Annotated in this window: 25 protein-coding genes; 19 read left to right on the top strand and 6 right to left on the bottom strand. The window is 34.5% G+C overall.

Annotation, left to right across the window (positions count from 1 at the left end; all coding sequences use genetic code 11):
• Positions 1-195 precede the first annotated feature (195 nt).
• Together BLW20_RS11620 and BLW20_RS11615 are read left to right on the top strand one after the other, a co-directional pair.
• Positions 196-630, top strand: coding sequence for a hypothetical protein (locus BLW20_RS11620; protein ID WP_091101098.1), 435 nt, complete (start codon positions 196-198; stop codon positions 628-630).
• An 11-nt stretch (positions 631-641) separates the two neighbouring features.
• Positions 642-1325, top strand: a complete 684-nt coding sequence (locus BLW20_RS11615; RefSeq protein WP_091101094.1) for a hypothetical protein — start codon at positions 642-644, stop codon at positions 1323-1325.
• A 118-nt stretch (positions 1326-1443) separates the two neighbouring features.
• Here BLW20_RS11615 and BLW20_RS11610 read toward each other — a convergent pair whose 3' ends face one another.
• Together BLW20_RS11610 and BLW20_RS11605 are read right to left on the bottom strand one after the other, a co-directional pair.
• Positions 1444-3495, bottom strand: a complete 2052-nt coding sequence (locus BLW20_RS11610) for a M13 family metallopeptidase (protein WP_091101091.1) — start codon at positions 3493-3495, stop codon at positions 1444-1446.
• Between the two features lie 72 nt (positions 3496-3567).
• Positions 3568-5619, bottom strand: coding sequence for a M13 family metallopeptidase (locus BLW20_RS11605; protein WP_091101088.1), 2052 nt, complete (start codon positions 5617-5619; stop codon positions 3568-3570).
• Between the two features lie 426 nt (positions 5620-6045).
• Here BLW20_RS11605 and BLW20_RS14600 point away from each other — a divergent pair, with 426 nt between their 5' ends.
• The 7 genes from BLW20_RS14600 to BLW20_RS11570 all read left to right on the top strand — a co-directional run bounded on the left by BLW20_RS14600 (position 6046) and on the right by BLW20_RS11570 (position 10783).
• Positions 6046-6258 (top strand): hypothetical protein, encoded by a 213-nt coding sequence (locus BLW20_RS14600; protein ID WP_143037784.1) that lies wholly within the window; start codon positions 6046-6048, stop codon positions 6256-6258.
• Between the two features lie 259 nt (positions 6259-6517).
• Positions 6518-6949: a hypothetical protein gene (locus BLW20_RS11595; RefSeq protein ID WP_143037783.1), complete on the top strand. Its 432-nt coding sequence runs from the start codon at positions 6518-6520 to the stop codon at positions 6947-6949.
• Positions 6950-7018: 69 nt separating this feature from the next.
• On the top strand, positions 7019-7717 hold the full coding sequence (locus tag BLW20_RS11590; protein WP_091101077.1) for an SCO family protein: 699 nt from the start codon (positions 7019-7021) through the stop codon (positions 7715-7717).
• A gap of 171 nt (positions 7718-7888) precedes the next feature.
• Complete coding sequence (locus BLW20_RS11585) at positions 7889-8113, top strand: FeoA family protein (protein ID WP_091101072.1); 225 nt, start codon at positions 7889-7891, stop codon at positions 8111-8113.
• A gap of 6 nt (positions 8114-8119) precedes the next feature.
• Positions 8120-10219: a ferrous iron transport protein B gene (gene feoB, locus BLW20_RS11580; protein WP_091101068.1), complete on the top strand. Its 2100-nt coding sequence runs from the start codon at positions 8120-8122 to the stop codon at positions 10217-10219.
• A gap of 6 nt (positions 10220-10225) precedes the next feature.
• Entirely contained in the window at positions 10226-10348 is a 123-nt protein-coding gene (locus BLW20_RS11575) for a FeoB-associated Cys-rich membrane protein (RefSeq protein ID WP_091101065.1), read from the top strand.
• 48 nt (positions 10349-10396) lie between these two features.
• Positions 10397-10783 (top strand): hypothetical protein, encoded by a 387-nt coding sequence (locus BLW20_RS11570; protein WP_091101061.1) that lies wholly within the window; start codon positions 10397-10399, stop codon positions 10781-10783.
• 34 nt (positions 10784-10817) lie between these two features.
• Here BLW20_RS11570 and BLW20_RS11565 read toward each other — a convergent pair whose 3' ends face one another.
• Together BLW20_RS11565 and BLW20_RS11560 are read right to left on the bottom strand one after the other, a co-directional pair.
• Positions 10818-11648, bottom strand: a complete 831-nt coding sequence (locus BLW20_RS11565; protein WP_091101058.1) for a ZIP family metal transporter — start codon at positions 11646-11648, stop codon at positions 10818-10820.
• 1 nt (position 11649) lies between these two features.
• Positions 11650-12306 (bottom strand): metal-dependent transcriptional regulator, encoded by a 657-nt coding sequence (locus tag BLW20_RS11560; RefSeq protein ID WP_091101054.1) that lies wholly within the window; start codon positions 12304-12306, stop codon positions 11650-11652.
• 92 nt (positions 12307-12398) lie between these two features.
• Between BLW20_RS11560 and BLW20_RS11555 the strand changes: the two genes are divergently transcribed.
• The 5 genes from BLW20_RS11555 (at position 12399) to BLW20_RS11535 (ending at position 16640) form a co-directional block, all read left to right on the top strand.
• Positions 12399-14444 (top strand): TonB-dependent receptor plug domain-containing protein, encoded by a 2046-nt coding sequence (locus BLW20_RS11555; RefSeq protein ID WP_091101051.1) that lies wholly within the window; start codon positions 12399-12401, stop codon positions 14442-14444.
• A 10-nt stretch (positions 14445-14454) separates the two neighbouring features.
• Positions 14455-14901, top strand: a complete 447-nt coding sequence (locus BLW20_RS11550; protein WP_177165080.1) for a thioredoxin family protein — start codon at positions 14455-14457, stop codon at positions 14899-14901.
• Positions 14902-15102: 201 nt separating this feature from the next.
• Positions 15103-15537, top strand: a complete 435-nt coding sequence (locus BLW20_RS11545) for a hypothetical protein (protein WP_091101046.1) — start codon at positions 15103-15105, stop codon at positions 15535-15537.
• An 85-nt stretch (positions 15538-15622) separates the two neighbouring features.
• On the top strand, positions 15623-16264 hold the full coding sequence (locus tag BLW20_RS14955; protein WP_317039288.1) for a septal ring lytic transglycosylase RlpA family protein: 642 nt from the start codon (positions 15623-15625) through the stop codon (positions 16262-16264).
• The gene (locus BLW20_RS11535; RefSeq protein WP_091101041.1) at positions 16248-16640 is read left to right on the top strand and encodes a septal ring lytic transglycosylase RlpA family protein; all 393 of its coding nucleotides are present in this window, start codon (positions 16248-16250) and stop codon (positions 16638-16640) included. The genes BLW20_RS14955 and BLW20_RS11535 overlap by 17 nt, the downstream gene beginning before the upstream one ends.
• Here the strand turns inward: BLW20_RS11535 and BLW20_RS11530 are convergent.
• Complete coding sequence (locus tag BLW20_RS11530; protein ID WP_091101037.1) at positions 16637-17113, bottom strand: CYTH domain-containing protein; 477 nt, start codon at positions 17111-17113, stop codon at positions 16637-16639. The two genes, BLW20_RS11535 and BLW20_RS11530, sit on opposite strands and share 4 nt — an antisense overlap.
• Before the next feature lie 46 nt (positions 17114-17159).
• Between BLW20_RS11530 and BLW20_RS11525 the strand changes: the two genes are divergently transcribed.
• Entirely contained in the window at positions 17160-19184 is a 2025-nt protein-coding gene (locus BLW20_RS11525) for a recombinase (RefSeq protein ID WP_091101033.1), read from the top strand.
• Positions 19185-19214: 30 nt separating this feature from the next.
• Positions 19215-20291 (top strand): DNA polymerase IV, encoded by a 1077-nt coding sequence (gene dinB, locus BLW20_RS11520; RefSeq protein WP_091101030.1) that lies wholly within the window; start codon positions 19215-19217, stop codon positions 20289-20291.
• Positions 20292-20330: 39 nt separating this feature from the next.
• Here the strand turns inward: dinB and BLW20_RS11515 are convergent, their stop codons facing one another.
• Positions 20331-21164, bottom strand: a complete 834-nt coding sequence (locus tag BLW20_RS11515; RefSeq protein ID WP_091101028.1) for an Omp28-related outer membrane protein — start codon at positions 21162-21164, stop codon at positions 20331-20333.
• A 121-nt stretch (positions 21165-21285) separates the two neighbouring features.
• Between BLW20_RS11515 and BLW20_RS11510 the strand changes: the two genes are divergently transcribed.
• From BLW20_RS11510 to rpsA, 3 genes are all read left to right on the top strand, one after another.
• Complete coding sequence (locus BLW20_RS11510) at positions 21286-21774, top strand: TlpA family protein disulfide reductase (protein ID WP_091101025.1); 489 nt, start codon at positions 21286-21288, stop codon at positions 21772-21774.
• The gene (locus tag BLW20_RS11505; protein ID WP_091101022.1) at positions 21774-23444 is read left to right on the top strand and encodes a DUF6029 family protein; all 1671 of its coding nucleotides are present in this window, start codon (positions 21774-21776) and stop codon (positions 23442-23444) included. Before BLW20_RS11510 ends, BLW20_RS11505 begins: the two co-directional genes overlap by 1 nt.
• A gap of 198 nt (positions 23445-23642) precedes the next feature.
• Positions 23643-25409, top strand: coding sequence for a 30S ribosomal protein S1 (rpsA, locus tag BLW20_RS11500; RefSeq protein WP_091101101.1), 1767 nt, complete (start codon positions 23643-23645; stop codon positions 25407-25409).
• Positions 25410-25803: the final 394 nt, after the last annotated feature.

The raw sequence follows: 25803 nt of genomic DNA, 5'->3' as shown, positions 1-25803 counted from the left end.
TATGCTTGTAGACAAGCATATCAAATTTATCTTTTGGAATAAAATTGATGATTTGTTTGAAAATCGGCTGACCGACTAATTTCTTTTCTGTATCTTTATTGCTCATATTTTTGATTTGTCGTAAAACCAAAATATGAAAAAAGGAGCTAACCACAATGGGAAGCTCCTTAATTTTGAAAAGTTAGTCGGTTAGTAGTGATAAATAATCAATTTATTTTTAGTGTTGAAACAGTAAGAAAATGGTTGTTTGCTAAAGAGAAATATCAAATCATTGATGCCTTTGGGAAGGTTCAGTTATTTTTTTATCTAAAACATGGTTTTGGATTTAGTAAAATTGTCTTTATAGAAAACAACCTTTTAAGTTCTTATGAATTTGTTCAAAATAAAAATACTTTTTATTGGATAAATAATGGACATAGATATTATGTAAAGCAACCTTTTTCATTTTCTTACAAAATGGAATTCTATAAAGACCACCAGTTAATTGGACACTCATTAAAAAACTCTTTTTGGAAATCGTATTTAGATGAAATCAGTTTTTCCTTTTTAAATTTTATAACAGATGAAGAAATTGAGTTATATTTAATACTTTACGCTATCCATTATGCGTATTTTGGATTTGGAGATTAGAATATTTACCTATGAAAAACTCACTAAAATTAGCTATTCCTAAACCTTGTGAAAAACAAGAGTGGAGTTCGGAATTTATTTCGAATAAAGAAGAATTCTGTTTGCTTTGTAGTGAAAAGGTTTATGATGCAACAACTTTATCTGATACAGAATTACACAAGTTGGTTAATCAAAAAGACCGACCAAAGTGTATGAAGTTTAAAAAATCGCAATTAAACCGCCTTTTAACTGTTTCTTCAAATCATTTCAACTATATACAACTATCTAATGCTTTTTATGGTTTATTGGTTGTTGGATTAATGACTTCTTGTTCGGTACAAAAACAGTCCGAAAAATCTATTGCTGATTATGAACAATTATTTCAAACCGATTCCTTTTTTAATGATACGTTAAAGTATGCCATAAGAGGAATTATTATTGATAGTGAAACTAATAAAAGTGTAACTGTTAAATGCTTTGTAAACTTACAATATAATGGTTATGGTGTTTGGAGTGATGATAATGGGCGATTTAAACTTAATATTCCGGAATATTTTGTAAAAGATACTTTGAATATTTCTATTGTTGGAGGAAATTATAAAAATGATTATTATAAAGAATTTACTGTTCTGAAATCAGAAGTGCCAACAAATAAAGTTATTATTGTTGAACAGATGGAAGAGATTGTGATTGGTAGTTATATAACATTTGATTGAGAAACTACCATTTGAAAAGGATCTCTTATACTTCGTTAAGAAATATAATCAAACAATTTTAATAATTGGTTTCATTGATTAGCACAAAAAAGCCGTTTCAATTGAAACAGCTTTTTTATTACCAAATTCTAACCCGTTTTTCAGGAGCTAAATAAAGTTTGTTTTCTGGTTGTACGTTAAATGCTTCGTACCATGCATCTAAATTTTGTAACGGTACATACGAACGATAAATACCAGGTGCGTGCGGATCAGTTTTAACCTGATTTTTCACATATTCATCACGTGATTTTGTTCTCCAGATGGTTCCCCAAGAAATAAAGAAACGTTGTTCAGGTGTGAACCCGTCAATTTTATCTTGTGGATGTTCTTTTAAGAAAATTTGTAAACCATCATAAGCAGCGGTAATTCCGCCTAAATCACCAATGTTTTCACCTAACGTAAAATCACCATCAACGTAAATACCGGTAAAAGGTTGTAAGGCACTGTATTGTGCGGCTAAACTTTTTCCTAATTTGGTAAACTGTGCTAAATCGGCAGGTTGCCACCAATCTACTAAATTACCATCGGCATTGTATCGTGCACCCTGATCGTCAAAGCCATGAGAAATTTCGTGTCCAATAACAGCTCCAATTCCACCATAATTCACAGCCTCATCAGCTTTGTAATCATAAAAAGGAGGTTGTAAGATAGCTGCCGGGAAAACAATTTCGTTATAAGCCGGGTTGTAATATGCGTTTACCATTTGCGGTGGCATACCCCATCTAGTTTTATCAACCGGTTTGCCGTAATCATCAAAATTCTTTTGAATGCTCCATGCAGTTACCGCTTTCATGTTATCGTAATATGTACCGTTTTCTGCCGGACTTTTAATGGTTAATTTTGAATAATCTTCCCATTTATCAGGATAACCAATTTTAATGGTTAATTTTGATAGTTTGTCTAACGCACCCTGACGTGTTGCAGGAGCCATCCACGGAAGATTTTTGATGCGGTTTTCATAAGCTTTTACAATGTTACTGATCATTTCCTGAGCTTTGGTTTTGGCTTCGGCAGGAAATTTCTTTTCTACATACAATTTACCCAAGGCTTCACCTAATGATCGGTTTACAATATCAACACCGCGTTCTTCGATCGGTTTTTGTTTTTGTGCACCAGATAATACTTTGCTGTAAAATTCCCAATTTGCTTTTTCTAATTCAGGTGATAAAACCGACGCTGATCCATTGATTAAATTCCATGTTAAATAAGCTTTTAAATCTTCGATAGGCGTAGCGGTAAGCAACTTGTTTAAATTTGCCATTGCTTTTGGCTGGGATACAACAACCGAGTCGATTTTTTTTAATCCGGTTTTGTCGAAATAGGCCGTCCAGTCAATGTTTGAGACAATGCTTTGTAGTTGGCTTACCGGCATTGGATTGTATGTTTTGCGGTCGTCGCGTAACTCTACACGGGTTAGTTCTGCTTCTGATATTTTTGTTTCAAAAGCTAATATTTTAGCAGCTTTTGTTTTGGCATCGCTTTCGTTATTACCCACCGCCTGAAGCATTCTTGCCACGTGTTGTTCGTATTTGTTACGGATTTCTTTCGTTTCGGCATCGTTCAACAAATAGTAATCGCGTTCACCCAAACCGGTTGCTGTTCCGTAAATGTAAATTACGTTTTTGTTAGAATCTAACGCATCGGCACTGATATAAGTGCCAAATAATCCGGTACCGCCTTGCATAATGGTACTTTGAACCAAATTGTTTACATCGGTAAGGTTTTGAATCGCGTTTATTTTTGCCAGATCGCTTTCAATAGGTTTAATACCCAATTCTGAACGTTTGATGGTATCTAAATACGTTTTGTAAAGATTTACCGCTTTACCTTCATCTGAATTTGATTTCAGGTTTTTGTCCTGAGCGGCTTCTTTCAGCATATTTAACACATCTAAATCGGTGTTTTTAGCCAGTTCGTTAAAACTGCCCCAAGAAGATTTATCTGCAGGAATTTCGGTTTGATCAAACCAGATTCCATTTACGTAACGATAAAAATCATCGCCTGGTTTCACGGTGGTATCCATATATTGTAATGCCAGTCCGTGTGGTTGGTCGTCGGTTTCTACTTTGTCTTTTTTACAAGAAACCAAAGCTAAAACAGCCAACAAACTTAATTGTGTTACTTTTTTCATCTTTTTAATGATTGATTTGTTGTGATTAGTATAAAAAAACTGCAATTGTTACATTGCAGTTCAATATTTTTACTACCAGATTTTTACTCGTTTTTCAGGAGCAACATATAGTTTATTGCTTGGTTGAATATCAAATGCTTCATACCACGCATCAACATTTTGCAACGGAACATACGAGCGATACATTCCCGGTGCGTGCGGATCTGTTTTTACCTGGTTTTTAATGGCTTCATCGCGCATTTTTGTTCTCCAGATGGTTCCCCACGAAATAAAGAAACGTTGTTCAGGCGTGAATCCGTCAATATTTTCCGGACGACCTTTGTCTTTTAAATACAACTGTAATCCGTCGTACGCAGCATTCACTCCGCCTAAATCGCCAATGTTTTCGCCTAATGTAAATTTACCGTCAACAAAAGTATTTGGCAATGGTTCTAAGGCTGAGTATTGATCTGCCAACGCACCGCCCAATCCGGTAAATTGTTTTAAATCGTCATCAGTCCACCAGTTTACTAAATTTCCTTCGGCATTGTAACGAGAACCGGAATCGTCAAATCCGTGCGAAATTTCGTGACCAATTACGGCACCAATACCTCCAAAGTTAATTGCCATATCGGCTTTGTAATCGTAAAAAGGAGGTTGCAAAATAGCTGCCGGGAAAACAATTTCGTTATTTGTTGGGTTAAAATAGGCGTTTACGGTTTGTGGAGACATACCCCATTTGGTCTTATCTACCGGTTTGCCATATTCGGCGATGTTTTTGGCAAAACGCCAACGAGCCACGTTTTTCATGTTTTCGTAGTACGTTCCGTTTTGTTCCAACGGTTTTATTTCTAACTTAGAATAATCTTCCCATTTATCAGGATAACCAATCTTAACGGTAGATTTATGTAGCTTTTCAATAGCGCCCTTACGTGTTGCAGGAGTCATCCATGGTAAGTTATTGATGCGGTTTTCAAATGCTTTAAACACATAATCAACCATTTCTTTGGCAATTTCCTTAGCTTCAGCAGGGAATTTTTTCTCTACATACAATTTCCCTAAAGCTTCACCAACCGTTCCGTTGACTACCTGCAATGCGCGTTCTTCAATAGGTCGTTGGGCAACCGCTCCGGTCAAGGTTTTACTGTAGAAATCAAAGTTAGCCTCGTCTATTTCAGTTGTTAAAACGCCAGTACTTTTGTTAATCAATGTCCAGCGCATATAAGCCTTAATCTCATCAATTGACGCCGTTTTAAAAATAGACTCCAGTGTTTCCATGTACTTTGGCATAGAAACCACTACCTGATCTACGTTTTTTAATCCGGCAGTAGCAAGATAATCAGCCCAATTAACAGACGGTGTTAATTTTTGTAAATCGGTAACCGGCATGGGGTTGTAAGTGTTTCTGCGGTCTCGGCGTGCTACACGGTCTAAACGTGCTTCTGCCATTTTGGTTTCCAATTTAACTACTTGTGCCGCCTGTTTTTTTGCCGAAGCGTCATCAATTCCTAAAAATTGCAGCATGCGTGCAACGTGTACTTCGTATTTCTGTTTCTTTTCTTTAGAGTCGGCATCGTCAGATACATAATAATCGCGGTCAGGTAAACCAATGCTTCCCGGCGAAACATAAATGGTATTTTTATTAGAATCCATTGCATCGGCACTCACATACAATCCAAAGAAACCCAAACCGCCTTCGGGCATTTTTTCTTTTAACAACGCAACAACATCGTTTACATTTTTAATTTTGTTGATTTGATCTAAGGTTGATTTGATGGGCGAAATGCCTAATTTGTTGCGGGTATCTAGATCTAAATAAGTTTTAAAGACATTTACCGCTTTCATTTGATCTGAATCGGCAGCCAGCGATTTATCGTTTACTGCATCTTTTAAAATGGTTAAAGCATCGATATCGGTATTCTGACGCAATTCGTCAAAACTTCCCCAACGGGTTCTGTCGGCAGGAATTTCGGTTTTGTCGAACCATTCTCCGTTAACAAATCTAAAGAAATCATCGCCCGGTTTGACTGATTTATCCATATATTCCAAATTAATCCCGTGATTCTCAGCAGAAGGAGCTTGTGCCTGAACCGATGTTGCAATCATTAATAAAGTTGCAGGCAAGAACATAAATTTTTTATTCATTTTTCTTATTTTGATTAGGTAAGTAACTACAAAAATAAAAACTATGCGGAATTAAAAGGGTGTTTTACCACTTATTTAACCTTTTTCGGTAAAAGCTTTTGTGAATTTCTGTTGACAAGAATTTGATAAAAATAATATACTTGAAATTTAACTAAAAAAACGTTATATGTTCTTTTTTTAGTGATATTATAATAATAATAATTATCTTTAACAAGATTAAACTAAAAATATGATATAGATGAATTTTTGACCAATACAGATTTAATATTAACATGACGGCAGTATAATAATATTTAAAATTGGTTTATGACACTGATAATGTGTTAATAGTGTTTATAAAAATCACTTTATAATTCCGTTGGGTTAATAAAATAAATAGCGATTTAGAGCAGTTGAAAAATAAAAAAATACCTAAAGACTATTTTAATGATTAAGATTTTTACAAGATTGACTCCATTACTGTTTATTGCAGTAATGGGATTTTATTGTTTCTATACTTTTAATAACCTGCAAAAAATAGATGATTGGGTGGGGGAATATGAAACTGTTAATGCTAATATCGTTGAAAGAAAATTGATTCTGCAAAAAAACAAGAAAAAAGGCTATTTTGCAGCAGGCGGTGCACAAAAATTTATTTGAATAATGATTTTACAATGATGAAAATGTTGATCTTCGGTAATGGGGATACTGTGTCTTATGAAGGGAAATGGGAAATAGCAGACAATAAACCTTTGTTACATATCCATAAAAATAGTTATTATCTACAACATTCTAATATTTCAAAAAAAGTATATTACATAGAATTTTTACGATCTTGTCAAGATACAACTAAAGGAGTTTTCTTTTACAATGTTTTCAAGAAAAAAAAGTAACAAACAAATACCTAAAAACTATCTTAATGATTAAGGTTCTCACAAGATTAATCCCATTATTTTTCATTACTGTAATGGGGTTTTACACTTTATTTGGTATCGATCAACAAAAAAATGCAGAAGATTGGGTAGGCATCTATGAACCACAAAAACCAAATTTAATTGAAAGAAAATTTCTTTTTAGAACGTATAATTTAAAAGGTGCATATTTTGCCGATAAAGAATCAGCTAAAGTTATATTAAGCAGTGATTTTTCATTACAAAGAGTAATCAACGACAGCATCGTTTATGAAGCAAAATGGGAATTAATTAAAGAAAATCCATTATTACATTTTACAAATAAGGATCATTATTTTAAACGAATAAAATTATCAAACAAAGTATATTATTATGAAAAAGTAAAGACTTGTCAAGGAGATTCAATAGATTATTTTGTTGTTTTTAAGAAGATAAAATAAAAAGTGTTTTACCACTTATTTAACCTTTTTTAGCTGAAACGTTTTGTAATTTTGCACAAAATTTAAGTAATGAAAGATCTTTTTTACCGCTATCGTTATTTGTTTCTTACCCTTGGTATCTTGTCGGTTATTATTTTATCGTTGTTTTACAATGCGTTAAAACCCGAAAAACAGCTGCCTGTTTATACACCGGCAATGGTAAATGCAGAACTGGTAGATAGTTTGGTTCAGCATAAAAACAATAAAATGGAGCACAAAATTGCCGATTTTTCGTTCCAAAACCAAAACAATAAAACCATTACGCAGAACGATTATAAAGATGTAATTTACGTGGCAGATTTCTTTTTTACCACCTGCCCGACCATTTGCCCGATTATGACCGATAATATGGTTTGGCTGCAAGATAAAATAAAAGATATGCCCGATGTAAAACTGCTTTCGTTTTCGGTTACACCCGATATTGATACACCCGAAGTTTTAAAAAAATATGCCGACAAAAAAGGAGTCATGGACAGTAAGTGGAACCTGGTTACCGGCGATAAAAAAGAAATTTATTATTTGGCACGCCAATCGTTCTTAGCGGTAAAAACCGGTACTTTAGGCGAGCTATATGATATGGTACACACAGAAAATTTTATTTTGGTTGATAAAAACGGACGCATCCGCGGCTTTTATGACGGAACCAACTTAAACGAAGACAAAAACGATGATACCAAAAACGTTACACAATTGCTTGAAGACATTAACTGGCTGCGAGAGAAGAAGTAAGCTTTTTATATAGACTTTACAGGTTTTAAAACCTGTGGGGTCTGAATGAGGTTTGAAATTGAAAAGTTAAAATAGTTATAAAAGCCGCTAAAAATCAATGGGAAATCAAATAAAGTTCGGTTTTCCTTTTTTAATGGTTAAATTTGCAATCTGAACTAAATCTAAATAAAAATGACCACTCTTAATGTTTTAAAAAAGAGCCAGAAAGGAACCATTATTGAAATAAACAGCGATAACGTTCCTTTGAAATTAATAGAAATGGGGTGCTTACCGGGAAACGTTGTTGAAGTATTGCAAATTGCACCTTTAGCAGATCCGATCTACATAAAAGTAAACGATTCATTTTTAAGCATACGAAAAGATTTAGCAAAACAAATACAAGTTGAACTGATATAGCATTTAATGAAACCACTAAAAATAGCTTTAATTGGAAACCCGAATGTTGGTAAAACTTCTGTTTTCAATGCATTAACAGGTTTAAACCAACACGTAGGAAATTATCCCGGAGTAACCGTAGAACGCAAAACCGGAACGGCTCATTTGTCTAAAGACGTCAAGGCAAGCATTATTGATTTGCCGGGCGTGTATTCGGTCAACCCAAGTTCTAAAGACGAGGAAATTGCGTTAAATGCCATTTTTGATAAAACCAATAAAGATTATCCGGATGTTGTGGTGATTGTTGCCGAAGTTGAAAACTTAAAACGTAACCTTTTGCTTTTTACACAAGTAAAAGATTTAGGTTTTCCGGTGGTTTTGGCATTAAATATGGCAGACCAAATGCAGAAAAAAGGTATTTCGGTTGATGTACCTGCTTTAGAAAAAGCCTTGCAGACTAAGATTGTTCTGATTTCTGCCCGTAAAAATCAGGGCATTGAAGAGTTGAAACAAGTCGTTTTAAATTATTCGTCTTACCCAACCCGCCCGGTATTTGATCTAAAAAGTATTGATAAAGAGTATTTCTCACTTTTAGAAAATCTTTATCCTAAGCAGAATCCATATAAAGTATGGCTTTCGCAAACCAACGTTTATCCGTTTGAAAATATCGGCAATGTGGTGTCAAGCAATGCATTTGTCCAAAAATCCGATTCAGAAATTAAAAAGTTGCAGCACCGCGAAACCATAAAAAGATACCAGTTCATCAATGATATTCTGAAGGAAACGTATAGCATCGATACGTCAAAGGCTACAGATATCCGTATGCGTTTTGACCGTATTCTAACGCACAAATTCTGGGGATACATTATCTTCTTTTTTGTTTTGTTGCTGATTTACGGATCGATCTTTGAGCTGGCCGCTTTTCCAATGGATTTAGTTGATGGATTTTTTGCCGATTTATCAGCCTGGACAAGTGCCACTTTGCCCGAAGGCAAATTAACTGAACTGATTGCCGATGGTATTCTACCCGGATTGGGCGGTGTGTTGATGTTTGTTCCGCAAATTGCCATTTTGTTTTTTATCATCTCCATTTTAGAAGAAACAGGATATATGAGCCGTGTGGTTTTCTTAATGGATCGTATTATGAAACCATTTGGTTTAAGCGGAAAATCGGTTGTGCCGTTGGTTTCAGGAACCGCCTGTGCCATTCCGGCAATTATGTCGGCACGAAACATTGAAAATCCAAAAGAACGATTAATTACCATGCTGGTAACGCCGTTTACCACTTGTTCGGCACGTATTCCGGTATATATCATCATCATCTCGTTAATCATTCCAAAAACGTATATTTTAGGATTTATTCCGTTGCAGGCTTTTGTAATGACGATGATGTACGTTATTGGATTTTTATCTGCTTTAATCGCCGGAATGATTTTAAGCAGCATTATTAAAGCCGACAGAAAATCGTTTTTTGTAATTGAGATGCCTACGTATAAAGCACCTATTTTAAAGAATGTGTTTTTGAATATGTACGAAAAAGTGGTTTCGTATATTATGGGTGCCGGTAAAATTATTTTAGCACTTTCGGTAATCTTATGGTTTTTAGGATCGCACGGACCAAGCAGTACGTTTGGCAATGCAGAAGAAATCATCACTGAAAAACATATTACCGACCATTTAACCGAAGACGAACTGGCAGATGAATTAGCCGGGTACCAGTTAGAAAATTCATATATCGGAATCATAGGAAAAGGAATTGAACCTGTTTTCCGTCCGTTGGGATACGACTGGAAAATAAGTATTGCCGTGCTGACTTCTTTTGCTGCCCGCGAAGTGTTTGTGGGTAATTTAGCTACGTTATATAATTTAGGCAGTGAAGCAGAAGAAGACGAAGCAAAAATTATTGACCGTATGGCAAATGAAAAACGCGAAGATGGTACTGCCGTTTACGGTTTTGCTACCGGAATTTCACTGTTGTTGTTTTACGCTTTTGCCATGCAATGTTTGTCAACGGTTGGGGTAACCAAAAAAGAAACCAATTCGTGGAAATGGACACTGATTCAAATGGTTTTCATGACCGGTGTGGCCTACATTGCTGCGTTAATAGCGTACCAACTTTTAAAATAAAAGAACATGCAAAACATTATTGTTTATATATTATTACTTGCTGCTGTTGCCTTTTTGCTAAAGAAATTTGTCTTTAAAAAGAAAGGTAAAGGCGGTTGTGGAAGTGATAATAATTGTGGTTGTGGATAAATAAAAACAATTTCGGTATGTTAGGAGTAAATTTAAAAAACAATATTTATGAAAAACATCTTTGTCAAATTGAAAAATGGAAATATAGAAATCAATCATATTCGTGAAATAATTGAAGAAATTGAGAAGAATCATTACACTTTCACAAATTGGTTTCCTCGTCCTGGACTAAAAGAGAAAAATACTGATTTTGTAGCTAGATTATATATTGGTCAATCCTATGACAAAAATCAATTCGATCTTGTTGAAAATGGTTGGATACATGATCATTGTGAAATTTGCTTTCAGACAATTGGTAAGGAAACGAATGAATATACTGAAACTTCAGGCTATTTCGATGGATACGATTGGATTTGTAAATCTTGTTTTGAAGAACTTGTAATGGCTGAAAATATAGAAACTGTACTAAAAGATATAGAAAAGTTTAAAGAATAAAACTAATTAAAGGCTTCATAATATTTCTTTAAATTTACCCCAAAGCCACATCAAGCATCATCATTACAATAAAACCGCCAACGAAACCTAATGTAGCAATGTCGCTGTTATCGCCTTGCTGGGTTTCGGGAACCACTTCTTCAATAACCACAAAAATCATGGCTCCGGCGGCAAAAGCCAGGGCGTAAGGTAAAATCGGTGTGAAAAAGCCAACGGCCAAAGCGCCAATTACTGCGGCAGCAGGTTCAACCAAAGCAGAACTTTGTCCGTACATAAAACTTTTTGTTTTACTCATTCCGGCTCTTCGCAAGGGAAACGAAACCGCCAACCCTTCAGGTAAATTCTGTAAACCGATCCCGATTGCCAACGTTAAAGCTCCGGCAATGGTCGCTTCGGGAATTCCGGCTGCAACACCGCCAAACAACACGCCCACCGCCAAACCTTCGGGAATGTTGTGTAGGGTAATTGCCAAAACCAAAAGGGTTGTTTTTTGCCAAGGCGTTTTAGTTTTAACACCCTCGGTTTTCGATACGGGATGGTTTAAATGCAGGTGCGGCAGTAGCTTGTCGAGTGCAAATAAAAACAATGCACCCAATGCAAAGCCTATGGCTGAGGGTAAAACTTTTGTAAAACTTTCGCCGGGACTCATATTTATTGCCGGTGCAAGCAAACTCCAGAAACTTGCAGCAATCATTACACCACCGGTAAAGCCCAGCATACCGTCTAATAACTTTTTGTTGGGATTACGGAATACAAAAACCAATGCTGCGCCAATTGCGGTTAATGACCAAGTGAAAATTCCTGCGAAAAGTGCCGCCCATACCGGGCTAACCGATTCAAAAAATGCAATTAACTGATCGAACATATTAAATTTGTTTTACAAATAAGTTTTGGGCAACTACTTTAGACAACGTAAGTTCGTTTTCTTGAAATAAAATGGTTACTGAATGGTCAAAATTTTCGTGCTTTACTATTTTAAATGTGCTGCCCAAAGCAATTTTCTGTCGGTCTAAATATTGCAAAAATTCCGGAGAAGTGTCTTTTACGCCCACACACATATAATCATTGTTGACTTTTGTTTCGGTCAATAATTCTTTTTCGCGATAAGGAATTTCGCCTTTAGCATTTGGGATAGGGTCGCCGTGCGGATCTTCTTTGGGATATCCCAGAAAAGCATCCAGCGCATTGATCAGTTTCTCCGATTTTATATGTTCTAATTCTTCTGCAACATCGTGTACTTCATCCCAGTTAAAATGTAGCTTATCTACTAAAAAAACTTCCCATAAGCGGTGTTTTCTGATAATCATTTTTGCGGTTTGCTTACCTAATGCCGTAATAAAAACGCCCTGGTATTTTTGATGAGAAATTAAATCTTTTTCTTTTAATTTTTTTATCATATCGGTTACCGACGATGCTTTCGTGTCGATTTTTTGTGCAATGGCATTTGTTGAAATTCCGCCGTCTTCGGTTTGAGACAAATGATAGATAACTTTAAGATAATTTTCTTCAGAATGTGTTAGCATAATCAAATAAAAGTCAAATATAAGAAATAATTCGATTTATAATTAAGTTGTATGAAATATAATTTTTAGATTTGTCTAAAATTAATTTTATTATGAATTGTAAAATATTTTTGTTCTTTTGTTTTCTTTTTAGCTTTTCGGTTTTTTCTCAGGTAGAACAAGATACGCTTACTAATGATATGGATGATACTTTAGAAGAAATTGTAATTTCGGGAACCATGAAACCGGTTCTTCGTTCAGAAAGCTTGGTGCCGGTAGAGGTTTATACACCTACATTCTTTAAAAAGAATCCAACTGCCAACGTTTTTGAAGCGTTGCAAATTGTAAATGGCGTACGTCCGCAGGTTAATTGCAGTGTTTGTAATACGGGAGATATACACATAAACGGATTGGAAGGTCCTTATACATTTGTTTTGATCGATGGTATGCCCATTGTCAGCGGACTTTCTACCGTTTATGGTTTGTCGGGAATTCCAAATTCATTAATAGAACGTGTTGAGGTAGTTAAAGGTCCGGCTTCTTCTCTTTACGGAAGTGAAGCTGTTGGGGGTTTAATTAACATTATTACTAAGAATCCTAAAAACGCACCACTTTTTTCAGCAGATGTTTTTGGAACATCTTGGGGCGAAGTGAATACCGATATTGGCGTAAGCACAAAAGTTGGCGAGAAGGCACATTTGCTGTTGGGTATTAACTATTTTAATTATTCTAACCCTATTGATAAGAACAACGATAATTTTACCGATTTAACCCTGCAAGACCGTAGTTCGGTTTTCCAAAAATGGAATTTTACCCGCAAAAGCAATAAATTATTTTCTGTAGCGGGGCGTTATTTTTATGAAGACCGCTGGGGAGGCGAGATGAATTGGAATAAAAATTACAGAGGTGGTGATGAAGTTTATGGAGAATCCATCTATACCAGCCGATATGAATTAATGGGAACGTATGAACTTCCCGTTGCAGAAAAAATGTTTTTCTCATTTTCTTATGCAGATCACGACCAAAACTCAGTTTATGGAAACATACCTTATATGGCAAAACAAAAAGTGGGATTTGGACAATTAACTTGGGACAAGAAATTGGGAAATCATGATATGTTGTTTGGAGCAGCTTTTCGTTACACGAATTATGATGATAATACTCCTGCCACCAACGATAAAGATATTACTACGATGCCTGGAATTTTTGCCCAAGACGAAATTTCTTTTAATAATAAACACAGTATTTTGTTGGGTGCACGGTATGATTATAACAACAATCACGGATCTATTTTTACACCGCGTTTTGCTTATCGGTACAAATCAGAAAAAGGAGATGTGTTGCGATTAAATGCCGGAACCGGGTTTAGAGTAGTAAACCTGTTTACCGAAGACCATGCGGCACTTTCAGGAGCAAGAGATGTAATTGTTTTAGAAGATTTAAAACCTGAAAAATCGTACAATCTAAATTTAAGTTACTTGAAACAATGGTATTTTGGTTCAAATGTATTGCAGTTAGAGGCATCAACTTGGTACACTTATTTTACAAATGCTATTTTACCGGATTATGATACCAATCCCAATCAAATTATTTATGATAATTTAAACGGACATGCCATATCTCAAGGAATAAGTGCAAATATAGATTTGATTTTAGGAAACGGGTTAAAATTTATTGTTGGCGGAACGTTAATGGATGTATCTACAGAAGAAGAAGGCGTGAAGCAACGCCAGATGCTTACCGAACGCTTTTCGGGAACATGGGCTGTTTCTTATAGTATTCCGTCTTTCAACTTAGACATTGATTATACAGGTAATCTGTACGGACCAATGCGTTTGCCTTTGGTTAGTGAATGGGATCCGCGTCCGGAATATTCTGAAACTTATAGCATTCAGAACATCCAACTAACATATAAAGGTTTTAAAAACTTCCAGATTTATGGCGGAGTAAAGAACTTATTGAATTGGACACCAAGTAAAAATCTACCTTTCTTAATTTCCAGGGCCAATGATCCTTTTGATAAAAATGTACAGTTTGATCCTAACGGAGATGCGTTGCGAACAACAGATAATCCCTATGGTTTAGTATTCGATCCGTCGTATGTGTATGCAGCGAATCAAGGTATAAGAACTTTTTTAGGCGTTCGATATAATTTTTAAACTATTTAATTTGAAGCAGTTATTTTTAGTATTATTTTTTATTTTTTCTGTTCAGGGCAATTCACAACAACTGCAAACATATAGTTTTGAACAGGTAGAGCAATTGGTCGGGAAAAATCCCCGACCAATACTGCTTTATTTTTATACCGATTGGTGCCGGTATTGTAAAATGTTGCAGAAAAGTACGTTTAAAGACTCAAAAGTAATTGAAAAGCTAAATAAATATTATTATGTAATCTTTTTTAAAGGTGATAGCACAGAAACAATACATCATCTTCATCAGAAATTCAAGTTTGTACCTACAGGTATAAAATCGGGTTACCACGAAGTGGTTTATCATTATCTTGGAAAAAGACAAGAAATTTATCCGACCATTATTTTTTTAGATGAACATTTTAAAGAAATCTTGTTCTTACAATCATATCTTTCCTCAGAAGAATTACTTGAAATTTTGTAGAATAATTTTTTTTTGGATTGTTAAACACACCTTTTAATAACGTTAAAAATACGCTTGAAAATGTTAAAAAAAATTAAATTTATATTTTAATTTTCCTATGTAATTGTAATTCAGTATATTTGCATTTGTGTTAAAATGTAAGGATAGGTTTTTACAAATAAAAAAGGCTATCTTTGTGAGCAAACAACAATAATATAAACTATGTACACAGGTTTACAACACGCACATTCTTACGTTGCTTATTTTGCTTTAATCTTGTTGATTGTAGCTTCAATAAATGCAATTATCGGAATGACATCTAACAAAGAATTTAAGGATGGCGATCGTAAAATATCGTTATTTGCTTTAATTTTCACACACACACAATTATTAATTGGTTTGATTTTGTATTTTGTTTCGCCAATGGTTAAAGTTTTTGATATGCCAATGGGTGAAGTAATGAAAAATGCCGATTTAAGATTGTATGCTGTTGAGCATCCGTTAATTAACATTATTGCTGTAATATTAGTTACCATTGGGTTCTCTAAGCACAAAAAAGCGACGACCAACCAGTCGAAATTTAAGTCAATTGCAATCATGTACGCCATTGGAACGATTTTGATTTTATCAAGAATTCCATGGAATAACTGGTTATAAAATAAGACCTGACTTATATTAAGTCAGGTCTAAACTTTTGCAAGTTTAAAGCTTTATAGCAAATGTTTAATTTAAAAGTTTTACAATGAAGAGGCATTATTATTTTATTTTAGCTGGATTAATCACATTAACAGGGATATTAAGTTTTACTGTTAAAACACAATCAGATACAGAGGCAGCTAATAAAAATTCAATGGGGAAAGAAATGGCTTATGCAGAAACCGTTTCTTCAGCAAATTTTATAAGCGACTCAGCTAAAATAAAAGAAAAAGAGGCGGAATTAAATAACGAATTAGTTAAATTAAATGCCGAATTAGAAGCTTTGGAAAGCGAAGTTGAGGTGGTTCATGAAGAAGCCCAGGCATCATACTATCACGATAAGTTCAATGGTAGAAAAACCGCAAACGGAGCAGTTTTTAGCAATAAAAGTTATACCGCAGCACACAAAACACTTCCTTTTGGAACAAAAGTACGCGTTACCAATTTAGTTAACGATGAAGAAGTAATTGTTGAAATCAACGACCGCGGACCATTTATAAAAGGTCGTCAGATAGATTTAAGTAAAAAAGCGTTTATGGATTTAACCCATAACAGAAGCCGGGGCATACTAAAGGTAAAAGTGGAAGTATTGCCAGAGGATTACGAAGAAAAACGCATTGAATTACAAGAAGAATTAAATACCGTAGCGGCCGTTAATGGTTTAGATTTAAATGAATTTGCGTTATAGTATTTTTATAATTTTAGTGCTTGTTTGCTTTACAAGTTGTAAAACAGCAAACAGCGGAAAATATACAAAAACCTCATTATACAAAAATGAGGTTTTTGCATGTTATTACCACAATAAATTCAATGGCAGAAAAACCGCAAACGGTGATACTTTTTCTAACAATAAATTAACCGCCGCTCACAAGAGTTTAAACTTTGGTACCAAAGTTAAAGTAACCAATATAAAAAATAACAAAAGTGTAATTGTAACCATTAACGACCGCGGACCTTTTACAAAAGGGTTAGAAATTGATTTAAGCAAAAAAGCGTTTGATGCGATTTCACACGACAAAAAAGCCGGTAAGCTGCATGTGAAATTAGAATTAATGAACGATTAGTGCTGTTTCCAGGTTGTAAACGGATGATTGCTTAAATACGCATTGTAAAAACGCTCGTCACCTGTTAGTTCATCAGCTAACCAATTGGGTTTTTCAAACTGTTGATCGGTTGACTGCAGTTCCACCTCGGCAATAATTAATCCCTTATTTGCTCCTTCAAAAACATCTACTTCAAAAATAACATCGTTAAAAGGGATCGTATAACGTGTTTTATCAATCACAAAATCTTCGCATAAAAGCAATAAGGCTTCTGCATCTTTCACAAGAATTTCTTTTTCCCACTCAAAACGCGATAAACCATTGTCAGAGCTCAATCCTTTAACAGTAATAAAACCTTTGTCGCCTTTAATACGTACACGTACGGTTCGTTTTTTATCAGAATTTAGATAACCTTGAGTTATCTTAAAGCTTTCTTTAGCGTTAACCAAAAAATTAGTATTTTTAACACTGAATTTTCTTTCAATTTCTACCATATATTTTTATAGTTTTTGAAAATCAAATATCGTAAAAAAAGAGTTTATGAATCTAATAAGAAAACAAATTGCCTATAAAAGCATCAATGAAATTTTTGAAAAATACATCATTGACAATCAGGTTGTTTCGCAAGAGAATTTGTTTTTCTTATATGAATTGGTACGTTATTTTCGTCCCAAAAGACCAAAAGCAGTTGCGAATATCACGTTGCGCCCCTTATTAGATCATTTAATTGAGTTTGATAAGCACCGCACCATTTTAAGCGATTATCTAAAAAATATTCTTTTGGATAAGAAGTTCCATTTAATGGTTTCAGATGCCGGAATTTTACAGGATTCAGATTTTTTATATGAAGTCCGAAAAAGGATTTCTGCTAAAATTTTACCATATCAGCCACAAAAAGATACATTAGAATATGTGTTGAATCAGGTTTTTTATAAAGAAAACGATTTTATATGGATTAATAAAATTCCGTTAGACGAATTAGTTGAACTGATGGAAATCCTTAACGGAGAGGATATTTACCAATTTGAAAAAGCAGAGAACGGAGCGCTTTCTGAAATTTTATATTCTATGGGACTATTGACCCAACGAATGAGCGGGCGTTCAATGGATACCAGTATTTTAAATATGATTCCTAAATACAACCACTTGGAAAGTCCGTTTTTAGGTTTTGAAAATGAGTTTTTAGAAATCGAAAGTCGTTTGCGTAAAGGAGAAATACAATTTGTAAATTCTAACGATTTAAATTACAAACAAATGGTTATTCTCTATAATCAGTGTGTAGAATTGGTAAAGCACGCCTATAAAAATAGTGCGGTTTTTGGAATCACGCTCAAGGTAAATCAAAGTTTATTGCGGATCAGGCAACAATTAGACCGAATAAAAATTTTAATGGATTTTTTGGTTGTTGATAAACCACAAGACCGTTTAACAAACACCATTAAGCTCTCTTTAAAGCTTATAGAATACAACTGTTATAAAAATAATATCAGTAAACTGATCTCAGAAAGCACCCATGTGGTTTCCTATGAAATTACACAGTATACGGCCAAAACAGGCGAACATTACATAACCGAAACGGCAAAAGAATATTTCTCAATGTTTAAGGCATCTTTAGGTGCTGGTCTTGTGGTAGGTTTTTTGTGTATTTTTAAAGTGTTATTGTCAAAAGCAGATACCAGTGATTTTGGTTTTGCCTTTTTATACAGTATGAACTACGCCTTTGGTTTCATTGTGATTTATCTGTGTGGATTTGCCCTGGCGACCAAACAACCAGCAATGACTGCCGCAACCATAATCAAAGCAATTGAAGAAGGAAGAAAAAATCAGTCTGCAACCGAACAGCACAGTGCTTTTGCAATTTTATTTGCCCGTTTGTTCCGTTCTCAATTCATCGCTTTTGTGGGAAATGTGATTATGGCGTTTGCAGTTGGTCTTTTATTGATCTGGTTAATTGACAGTACCACCGGCATCAATATTACAGATACCAAATGGCCTACAATGATAAAAGATTCAAGTCCCGTACACTCGTTAGCTATTTTTCATGCAGGTATTGCGGGTGTGTTTTTATTTTTATCGGGAATTATTTCAGGAAACGTATCCAATAAAAACAAACACAACCAAGTATATTACCGTATTCAGGAAAACCCTATTTTAAAAAGTGCCTTCGGAGCATTTAAAACTGCGAAATTAGCCAATTGGTTAGAAAAAAAATGGTCGGGTATCGTGTCGAATTTCTGGTTTGGTGTTTTTATGGGAAGTACCCATTCTATTGGTATCTTTCTGGGACTGAATTTAGATATTCGTCACATTACTTTTGTGAGTGGTAATATTGCATTAGGGGCTTACGGGGCCGATTTTCAGCTACCTGCAATAACATGGTTTTGGTGTTTTATGGGAATATTTTTTGTAGGATTCATGAATTTCATTGTTAGTTTCGGGCTTTCATTGAGCCTGGCATTACGATCGAGAGATATTCCGTTAATCGAAATCTTTTCGCTTCAAAAATCTGTATGGAAACATTTTAAAAAACGCCCGCTGCATTTTTTCTTTCCACCAGGTAAATAACACGTTAAATATTTAATAAATCAAAGGGTAATGACTGTAACGCATCGTAAAATAATACATATTGATATGGATGCGTTTTATGCTTCGGTAGAACAATTAGATTTTCCCGAATTAAGAAATAAACCTGTTGCAGTAGGCGGTTCAGAAGAGCGCGGAGTGATTTCGGCAGCCAGTTACGAAGCCAGAAAATTTGGTGTAAGAAGTGCCATGAGTGGAAAACTGGCAATAAAGAAATGTCCTGAACTGATTTTTGTGAAACCACGATTTGATCGATATAAAGAAATATCAGGTCAAATTCGCAAGATCTTTTTAGAATACACCGATTTAGTGGAACCCCTTTCGTTAGACGAGGCTTTTTTAGACGTTACCCATAACAAGAAAAATTTAAAAAGTGCCACTTTAATTGCAGAAGAAATCAGGCAAAAAATAGTTGAAGTTACCGGGTTAACGGCTTCGGCGGGTATTTCGATCAATAAATTCCTCGCAAAAATAGCAAGTGATTACAACAAACCCAACGGGCAAAAGACGATTAATCCCGATGAAATAATTCCTTTTTTAGATTCGCTGGAAATCAAACGTTTTTTTGGTGTGGGAAAGAAAACCTGTGAAAAAATGTACCATTTGGGTATTTTTACCGGAGCCGATTTGCGAATGAAATCGGTTGAATTTTTAGAAGAACACTTTGGAAATTCAGGGTTACATTTTTATCAGTTGGCCCGTGGTATTAGTAATTCCCCTGTTGTTTCAAACCGTTTGCCTAAATCCATTGGGGCAGAGCGTACTTTTCGGAAAAATTTTACCTCTATCATTCCTTTAAAAGAAAAGTTGAATGATGTTTGTGAGGAGGTTTCGATTCGGCTGCAAAAACGGAATCTTTCCGGGAAAACAATTACCCTTAAAATGAAATACAGCGATTTTTCTTTACAAACGAAGAGTTTGACTTTACCTTACTATATTAGCAGCTATGATTTGCTTTTAGATACCGCACTGGAATTATTGCAACAAACAAGGTTAAGAACATCAGTTCGGCTTATTGGTATTCAGGTAAGTAATTTAAATATCAACGAGAAAAAAGCAGAGTATATACAGTTGAGGTTTAGGTTTTAAAAAGAGTCGGTTTTTATAAACCGACTCTTTTATTCTTAATTATTTATTTTCGAATTTTTTATAAGTAACCGAAATATCTCCAGAACTAAATTCAGACCCACTAGTAGAGTTTGTTACCGTAACTCCATTTACATCATTAACAGCTTTAACAACACCATTATGAACGAATTCTTTTTTCTTACCTTTTCCTCCAAAATTTGAAGTGTAATTTTCTTGAGCTAATATTAAATTATCTTCAACTACATAAACTACATATTTCAAATCTGAATATGATGCATTAAACTTTAGAGAAACATTAATCTTACCTGAAGTATCTCCTAATTCTGAAGATATTTTGATTCCAATTTCAGAATTGTTTTTTGCTAAAGCTAATGCTTGATTTGTTTTCATTGTATTAGACGTAGCAGCCTCCCATTGTTCTGCTCTATTTAATACAGCAAAGGGAAATGATCGTCCTTTAGATATATCCACTCCTATTTTATTTGCGATAGCAGTATATAAATTATTTTCATGTGGGGTGAAAGCGAACTTATCTCCATTGTGTAAACCTATTCCAATAATTTTATCATTGTCAGTCTTCTCTAAATCTTCAATGCTTTGAGTAACACGTGGGCACCAACCACACCAAGCTCCGGTAAAATCTTCAATTAATACTCTGTGTTGAAAACCAGAGCCAGCTATTACATAATCTTTAGTTGTATTGGCATCAGCTGACTGAGCATTTAATACATTGCCTTCGTTGTCTAAAACAGCAACTACTACTCTTTTTTTAGGCTGTGAATTATCTTCTGTGGGTGTGCTACTATCATCGGATGAACAAGCAAAGAACATGCTTGATAGAGCAACTGTACTAAATAAAAGTATTTTTTTCATAAAAAAGTTTAAATTATTTGTTAACTAAAAACAAAGTAAATGTAATTTTTTTTAGAATAAAAAAAAAAGTTGTTAAAAAGTTTTATAGATTTGTTTTTCTAATTTTTTAAACAAAATAATTATGTCAAAATTTCAATTTTGTGTTGCCTTTATGTTAATGAGTTTGGTTAACTACGCACAAAAATTACCGAATGTTACTTTGAAAGATTTAGATGGAAGAGCTGTAAATATATCTAAATTTAATAATTCTGATAAGCCTGTTGTTATAAGTTTTTGGGCTACATGGTGTGGGCCATGTTTAAAAGAATTAACTGCAATTAATGAAGTTTATAGTACTTGGCAAAAAGAAACCGGAGTTGAATTAGTAGCAGTTTCTATTGATGATTCTAGGACTAAAGCACGCGTTAAGCCTCAAGTAAAAGGGAAATCTTGGAAGTATACTGTTGTTTTAGATGAAAATCAGGAGTTAAAACGTGCTCTAAATGTAGGTAATGTTCCATATACTATGGTATTATATAAAGGGAAAGTAGTTTATTCACACTCTAGTTATACTCCAGGTATAGAAAATGAAATCTATACGCAAATTAAAAAAGCTATTGGTAAATCATAATGAAATCTAAATATTTAGTGACAGTAAGCTTAGTTGTATTGTTGTCTTATCACGGTAAAGCTCAGGTAAATGTTGGTATTGAGTCTAACTCGCAATATTACACAGAGGACGATAAAATTAAGTTAGACGAAAGTGCGAAAGAAGATCCTTTCCGTTCAAATAATTATATTAAGATAGATTATTTCAAAAACTATTTTGAAGTTGGTCTGCAAGCAGAAGGTTATTTGCCTAAGGCACTTTTAAATTATAATCCTGATTTAGAGGGAATCAATTTAGGAACTGTTTATGCCCGTTATAATAATTATGATAAAGGTGTTGATATTACATTAGGACACTTTTACGAACAGTTTGGTAGTGGATTGGCGTTGCGTTCATGGGAAGATAGGGCATTAGGAATCAATAATGCAATTTTTGGTGGACGTTTTAAAGTGAGGCTACATCCCTCAACTAACGTAACATTATTAGGAGGAAAGCAACGTATAGGAATGGGGTTTGATTTATCCGATGGTGTTGTATATGGGGCCAATGCTGAAGTTGATATCACAAATATTCTTGAAAAAGAAGATTATATGTTGAAATTTGGAGCGTCGTTTGTTGGTCGTCATGAAGACATTACGAAAGAATATCCAACTATTGATCCAAATACCAATGTAATGTCTACACGCTTAGAGTATGTTGGTGAAAAACTTTCAATTGGAGGAGAGTATGTCTATAAAACGGAAGATGCTATAATGGATAATTTTGCAGGTGTAAATTCTTTATATCCCGAAAGATCACGTTATGGAAATGCATTTTTAGTAAATATGGGGTATACAACTGAAGGTTTTGCTGCAAATGTTAATTTACGACGTATGGAAAATATGACGTTCTATTCAAATCGTAAATTAAACGGAAATGCTTATAATGCGGGTATGATTAATTATATTCCGGCATTGACCAAGCAATATGATTTTGCTTTACAGAATATTTTTGTTTACCAAGCACAGCCTAAATACGGATATATGACAATGCAGAAGTTAGGTGAAATTGGTGGGCAATTCGATGTGTTCTATGAATTAAAAAAAGAAACTTTTTTGGGCGGTGAATACGGAGCAAATTTAATAGTAAACGGTTCATATTGGGCGGGTTTAAAAACAGAAGAGAAGCCTGATGGTAATTTAAACTCTACAGGTTTTTTAGATTTTGGTACAAAATATTATCGTGATATAGCTGTAGAATACAGAAGAAAATGGTCTGATAAATTTAGTTCTATTTTCATGTATTTAAATCAATATTATAATAAGGAATATGTTGAAGAAACTTATGATGAAATTCATTCTGATGTAGCTGTAGTAGAAGGATTGTATTTTTTTAAACCGACAAGTTCAGTTCGGTTAGAATTACAACATCAATGGGCTGATGGAGATCGTAAAAATTGGGCTGGTGGAACTTTAGAATTTATGCCAAATAGCAAGTTCTCATTTTTTGTTCACGATATCTACAATTACGGAAACGATGATCCTGATATGCAGTTGCATTATTATAGTGTGGGAGGAAGTTTTACAAAAGGAGCTACTCGTATTGCAGCAAGTTATGGACGTCAGCGAGGAGGTTTAATTTGTGTTGGAGGGGTTTGTAGAATGGTTCCAGAAGCAACAGGATTTACTTTAAACCTAACAACAAATTTCTAAATAACTAAAAAGTCTGAATGTAAATTCAGACTTTTTTTATTGATTATTAGGTAGATAAAAAAAAACAACGTAAATTTGCACCACTTTTTAATCGAAGAAAAGGATTGGGTTAAAAAGCTGGAATATAAATCAATAACAACTTCTGTTTTAAATCTTCTTTCAATCCTTAAAAAACAGAATACAAATTTATTATCAGACATGTCTGAACAAACACAAAACACAAAAGAATTCTTAGACACTTTCAATTGGGAAAGCTATGAAAATGGTATTGATGCAGTTGATGCTTCTAACTTAAAAGAATTCGAAGATTTAGTAGAAAAAACTTTCATTTCAACTGGTGAAGAGGAAGTGGTAGAAGGTGTAGTTGTAAGAATCACTGACAGAGATGCAATCGTTGACATCAACGCTAAATCTGAAGGTGTTATTTCTTTAAACGAATTCCGCTACAACCCTAACTTAAAAGTTGGTGACAAAGTAGAGGTTTTAATTGACGTTAGAGAAGACAAAAACGGACAATTAGTATTGTCTCACCGTAAAGCCCGTACAATCAAAGCATGGGATCGCGTGATCGCTGCTCACGAAACAGGTGAAATTGTTAACGGTTTCGTTAAATGTAGAACTAAAGGTGGTATGATCGTTGACGTATTCGGAATCGAGGCATTCTTACCAGGATCTCAGATTGATGTAAAACCAATCCGTGATTACGATCAATACGTAAACAAAACTATGGAGTTCAAAGTTGTTAAAATCAACCACGAATTCAAAAACGTAGTAGTTTCTCACAAAGCATTAATCGAAGCTGATATCGAAGTTCAGAAAAAAGAAATCATCGGTCAGTTAGAAAAAGGTCAAGTATTAGAAGGTGTTGTTAAAAACATTACTTCATACGGTGTATTCATTGATTTAGGTGGTGTTGACGGATTAATCCACATTACAGACTTATCTTGGTCTCGTATCAATCACCCGTCTGAAGTATTAGAATTAGATCAAAAATTAAACGTTGTAATCTTAGATTTCGATGACGAGAAAACACGTATCCAATTAGGTTTAAAACAATTAAACGCTCACCCTTGGGATGCTTTAGACGCGAACTTAAACGTTGGTGACAAAGTAAAAGGTAAAGTAGTTGTTTTGGCTGATTATGGTGCATTCATCGAAGTTGCTGAAGGTGTAGAAGGATTGATCCACGTTTCTGAAATGTCTTGGTCAACTCATTTACGTTCGGCTCAGGATTTCGTTAAAATCGGTGATGAAGTAGAAGCAGTTATCTTAACATTAGACCGCGAAGAGCGTAAAATGTCTTTAGGTATCAAACAATTAACTAACGATCCGTGGACAGATATTACATCTAAATACCCTGTAGGTTCTAAACACACAGGTACAGTTCGTAACTTTACTAACTTTGGTGTATTTGTTGAATTAGAAGAAGGTATCGATGGTTTAGTTTACATTTCTGACCTATCTTGGACTAAAAAAGTAAAACACCCATCAGAATTTGTTAACGTAGGTGACAAATTAGATGTTGTTGTTTTAGAATTAGATGTTGAAGGTCGTAAATTATCTTTAGGTCATAAACAAACTACAGATAACCCTTGGGATGCTCACGAAGCAGCTTACGGTGTAGGAACTGTTCATAACGGTACAATTGCTGACTTAAACGATAAAGGTGCTACTGTAAACTTCGAAGAAGATGTAGTCGCTTTCATTCCAACTCGTCACTTAGAAAAAGAAGACGGAAAAAAATTGAAAAAAGGCGATACAGCTGATTTCAAAGTGATCGAATTCAACAAAGAATTTAAAAGAGTTGTAGCTTCTCACACCGCTACGTTCCGTGAAGAGGAAGAGAAAAACGTTAAAGCTGCAGAAGAAAAAACTGCTGCAAACAACGCTGCAAACGAAAAAACAACTTTAGGTGATATCGATGCTTTAGCTGAATTAAAAGCTAAAATGGAAGGTAAAAACTAATTGTGTTTTTCATAAAACTAAATCTAAATCCCGGTAGATATTATCTATCGGGATTTTTTCTTTTAATGGCACCCTTTACATTTATTTTGAGTCAATCGGTTTTTTGTAAAGAAAATTATTCTGTTTCCTAAGCTGATAAGGAAAAATAGTTGGCGTTCTATGTTTTTCTTTTTCCTAATACAAACCACTTTTGGTCTGCCAGATCAGATCCGGAATCTCATTCTACACATAAGCCATCCTTGGTAAAAGCACCACGCGGGCATTGGCATCCAGTAACTTACAAAAAACATTAAAAAAAATCACAAAACCATTTGCAAAGTTCAAAAAAAGGTTGGTATATTTGCAACCGCTTTTCAGGATACGGAAAGCCATGTTCATAGAAAGAAAAGGTTGC

Origin of the sequence: Paenimyroides marinum (assembly GCF_900108395.1) — a bacterium.
GTDB lineage: Bacteria > Bacteroidota > Bacteroidia > Flavobacteriales > Flavobacteriaceae > Flavobacterium > Flavobacterium marinum.
The sequence above is the reverse complement of the archived record's forward strand: the minus strand, read 5'-3'. Positions and strand labels throughout refer to the sequence as shown.

What these genes read in the sequence shown, in the direction of transcription:
- feoB (WP_091101068.1), top strand. Translation starts at nt 8,120, where the DNA reads ATGAAACCACTAAAAATAGCTTTAATTGGAAACCCGAATGTTGGTAAA.
- BLW20_RS11555 (WP_091101051.1), top strand. Translation starts at nt 12,399, where the DNA reads ATGAATTGTAAAATATTTTTGTTCTTTTGTTTTCTTTTTAGCTTTTCG.
- BLW20_RS11590 (WP_091101077.1), top strand. Translation starts at nt 7,019, where the DNA reads ATGAAAGATCTTTTTTACCGCTATCGTTATTTGTTTCTTACCCTTGGT.
- BLW20_RS11560 (WP_091101054.1), bottom strand. Translation starts at nt 12,306, where the DNA reads ATGCTAACACATTCTGAAGAAAATTATCTTAAAGTTATCTATCATTTG.
- dinB (WP_091101030.1), top strand. Translation starts at nt 19,215, where the DNA reads ATGACTGTAACGCATCGTAAAATAATACATATTGATATGGATGCGTTT.
- BLW20_RS11530 (WP_091101037.1), bottom strand. Translation starts at nt 17,113, where the DNA reads ATGGTAGAAATTGAAAGAAAATTCAGTGTTAAAAATACTAATTTTTTG.
- BLW20_RS11575 (WP_091101065.1), top strand. Translation starts at nt 10,226, where the DNA reads ATGCAAAACATTATTGTTTATATATTATTACTTGCTGCTGTTGCCTTT.
- BLW20_RS14955 (WP_317039288.1), top strand. Translation starts at nt 15,623, where the DNA reads ATGAAGAGGCATTATTATTTTATTTTAGCTGGATTAATCACATTAACA.
- BLW20_RS11615 (WP_091101094.1), top strand. Translation starts at nt 642, where the DNA reads ATGAAAAACTCACTAAAATTAGCTATTCCTAAACCTTGTGAAAAACAA.
- BLW20_RS11565 (WP_091101058.1), bottom strand. Translation starts at nt 11,648, where the DNA reads ATGTTCGATCAGTTAATTGCATTTTTTGAATCGGTTAGCCCGGTATGG.
- rpsA (WP_091101101.1), top strand. Translation starts at nt 23,643, where the DNA reads ATGTCTGAACAAACACAAAACACAAAAGAATTCTTAGACACTTTCAAT.
- BLW20_RS14600 (WP_143037784.1), top strand. Translation starts at nt 6,046, where the DNA reads ATGATTAAGATTTTTACAAGATTGACTCCATTACTGTTTATTGCAGTA.
- BLW20_RS11525 (WP_091101033.1), top strand. Translation starts at nt 17,160, where the DNA reads ATGAATCTAATAAGAAAACAAATTGCCTATAAAAGCATCAATGAAATT.
- BLW20_RS11595 (WP_143037783.1), top strand. Translation starts at nt 6,518, where the DNA reads ATGATTAAGGTTCTCACAAGATTAATCCCATTATTTTTCATTACTGTA.
- BLW20_RS11545 (WP_091101046.1), top strand. Translation starts at nt 15,103, where the DNA reads ATGTACACAGGTTTACAACACGCACATTCTTACGTTGCTTATTTTGCT.
- BLW20_RS11515 (WP_091101028.1), bottom strand. Translation starts at nt 21,164, where the DNA reads ATGAAAAAAATACTTTTATTTAGTACAGTTGCTCTATCAAGCATGTTC.
- BLW20_RS11505 (WP_091101022.1), top strand. Translation starts at nt 21,774, where the DNA reads ATGAAATCTAAATATTTAGTGACAGTAAGCTTAGTTGTATTGTTGTCT.
- BLW20_RS11510 (WP_091101025.1), top strand. Translation starts at nt 21,286, where the DNA reads ATGTCAAAATTTCAATTTTGTGTTGCCTTTATGTTAATGAGTTTGGTT.
- BLW20_RS11535 (WP_091101041.1), top strand. Translation starts at nt 16,248, where the DNA reads ATGAATTTGCGTTATAGTATTTTTATAATTTTAGTGCTTGTTTGCTTT.
- BLW20_RS11610 (WP_091101091.1), bottom strand. Translation starts at nt 3,495, where the DNA reads ATGAAAAAAGTAACACAATTAAGTTTGTTGGCTGTTTTAGCTTTGGTT.
- BLW20_RS11570 (WP_091101061.1), top strand. Translation starts at nt 10,397, where the DNA reads ATGAAAAACATCTTTGTCAAATTGAAAAATGGAAATATAGAAATCAAT.
- BLW20_RS11605 (WP_091101088.1), bottom strand. Translation starts at nt 5,619, where the DNA reads ATGAATAAAAAATTTATGTTCTTGCCTGCAACTTTATTAATGATTGCA.
- BLW20_RS11585 (WP_091101072.1), top strand. Translation starts at nt 7,889, where the DNA reads ATGACCACTCTTAATGTTTTAAAAAAGAGCCAGAAAGGAACCATTATT.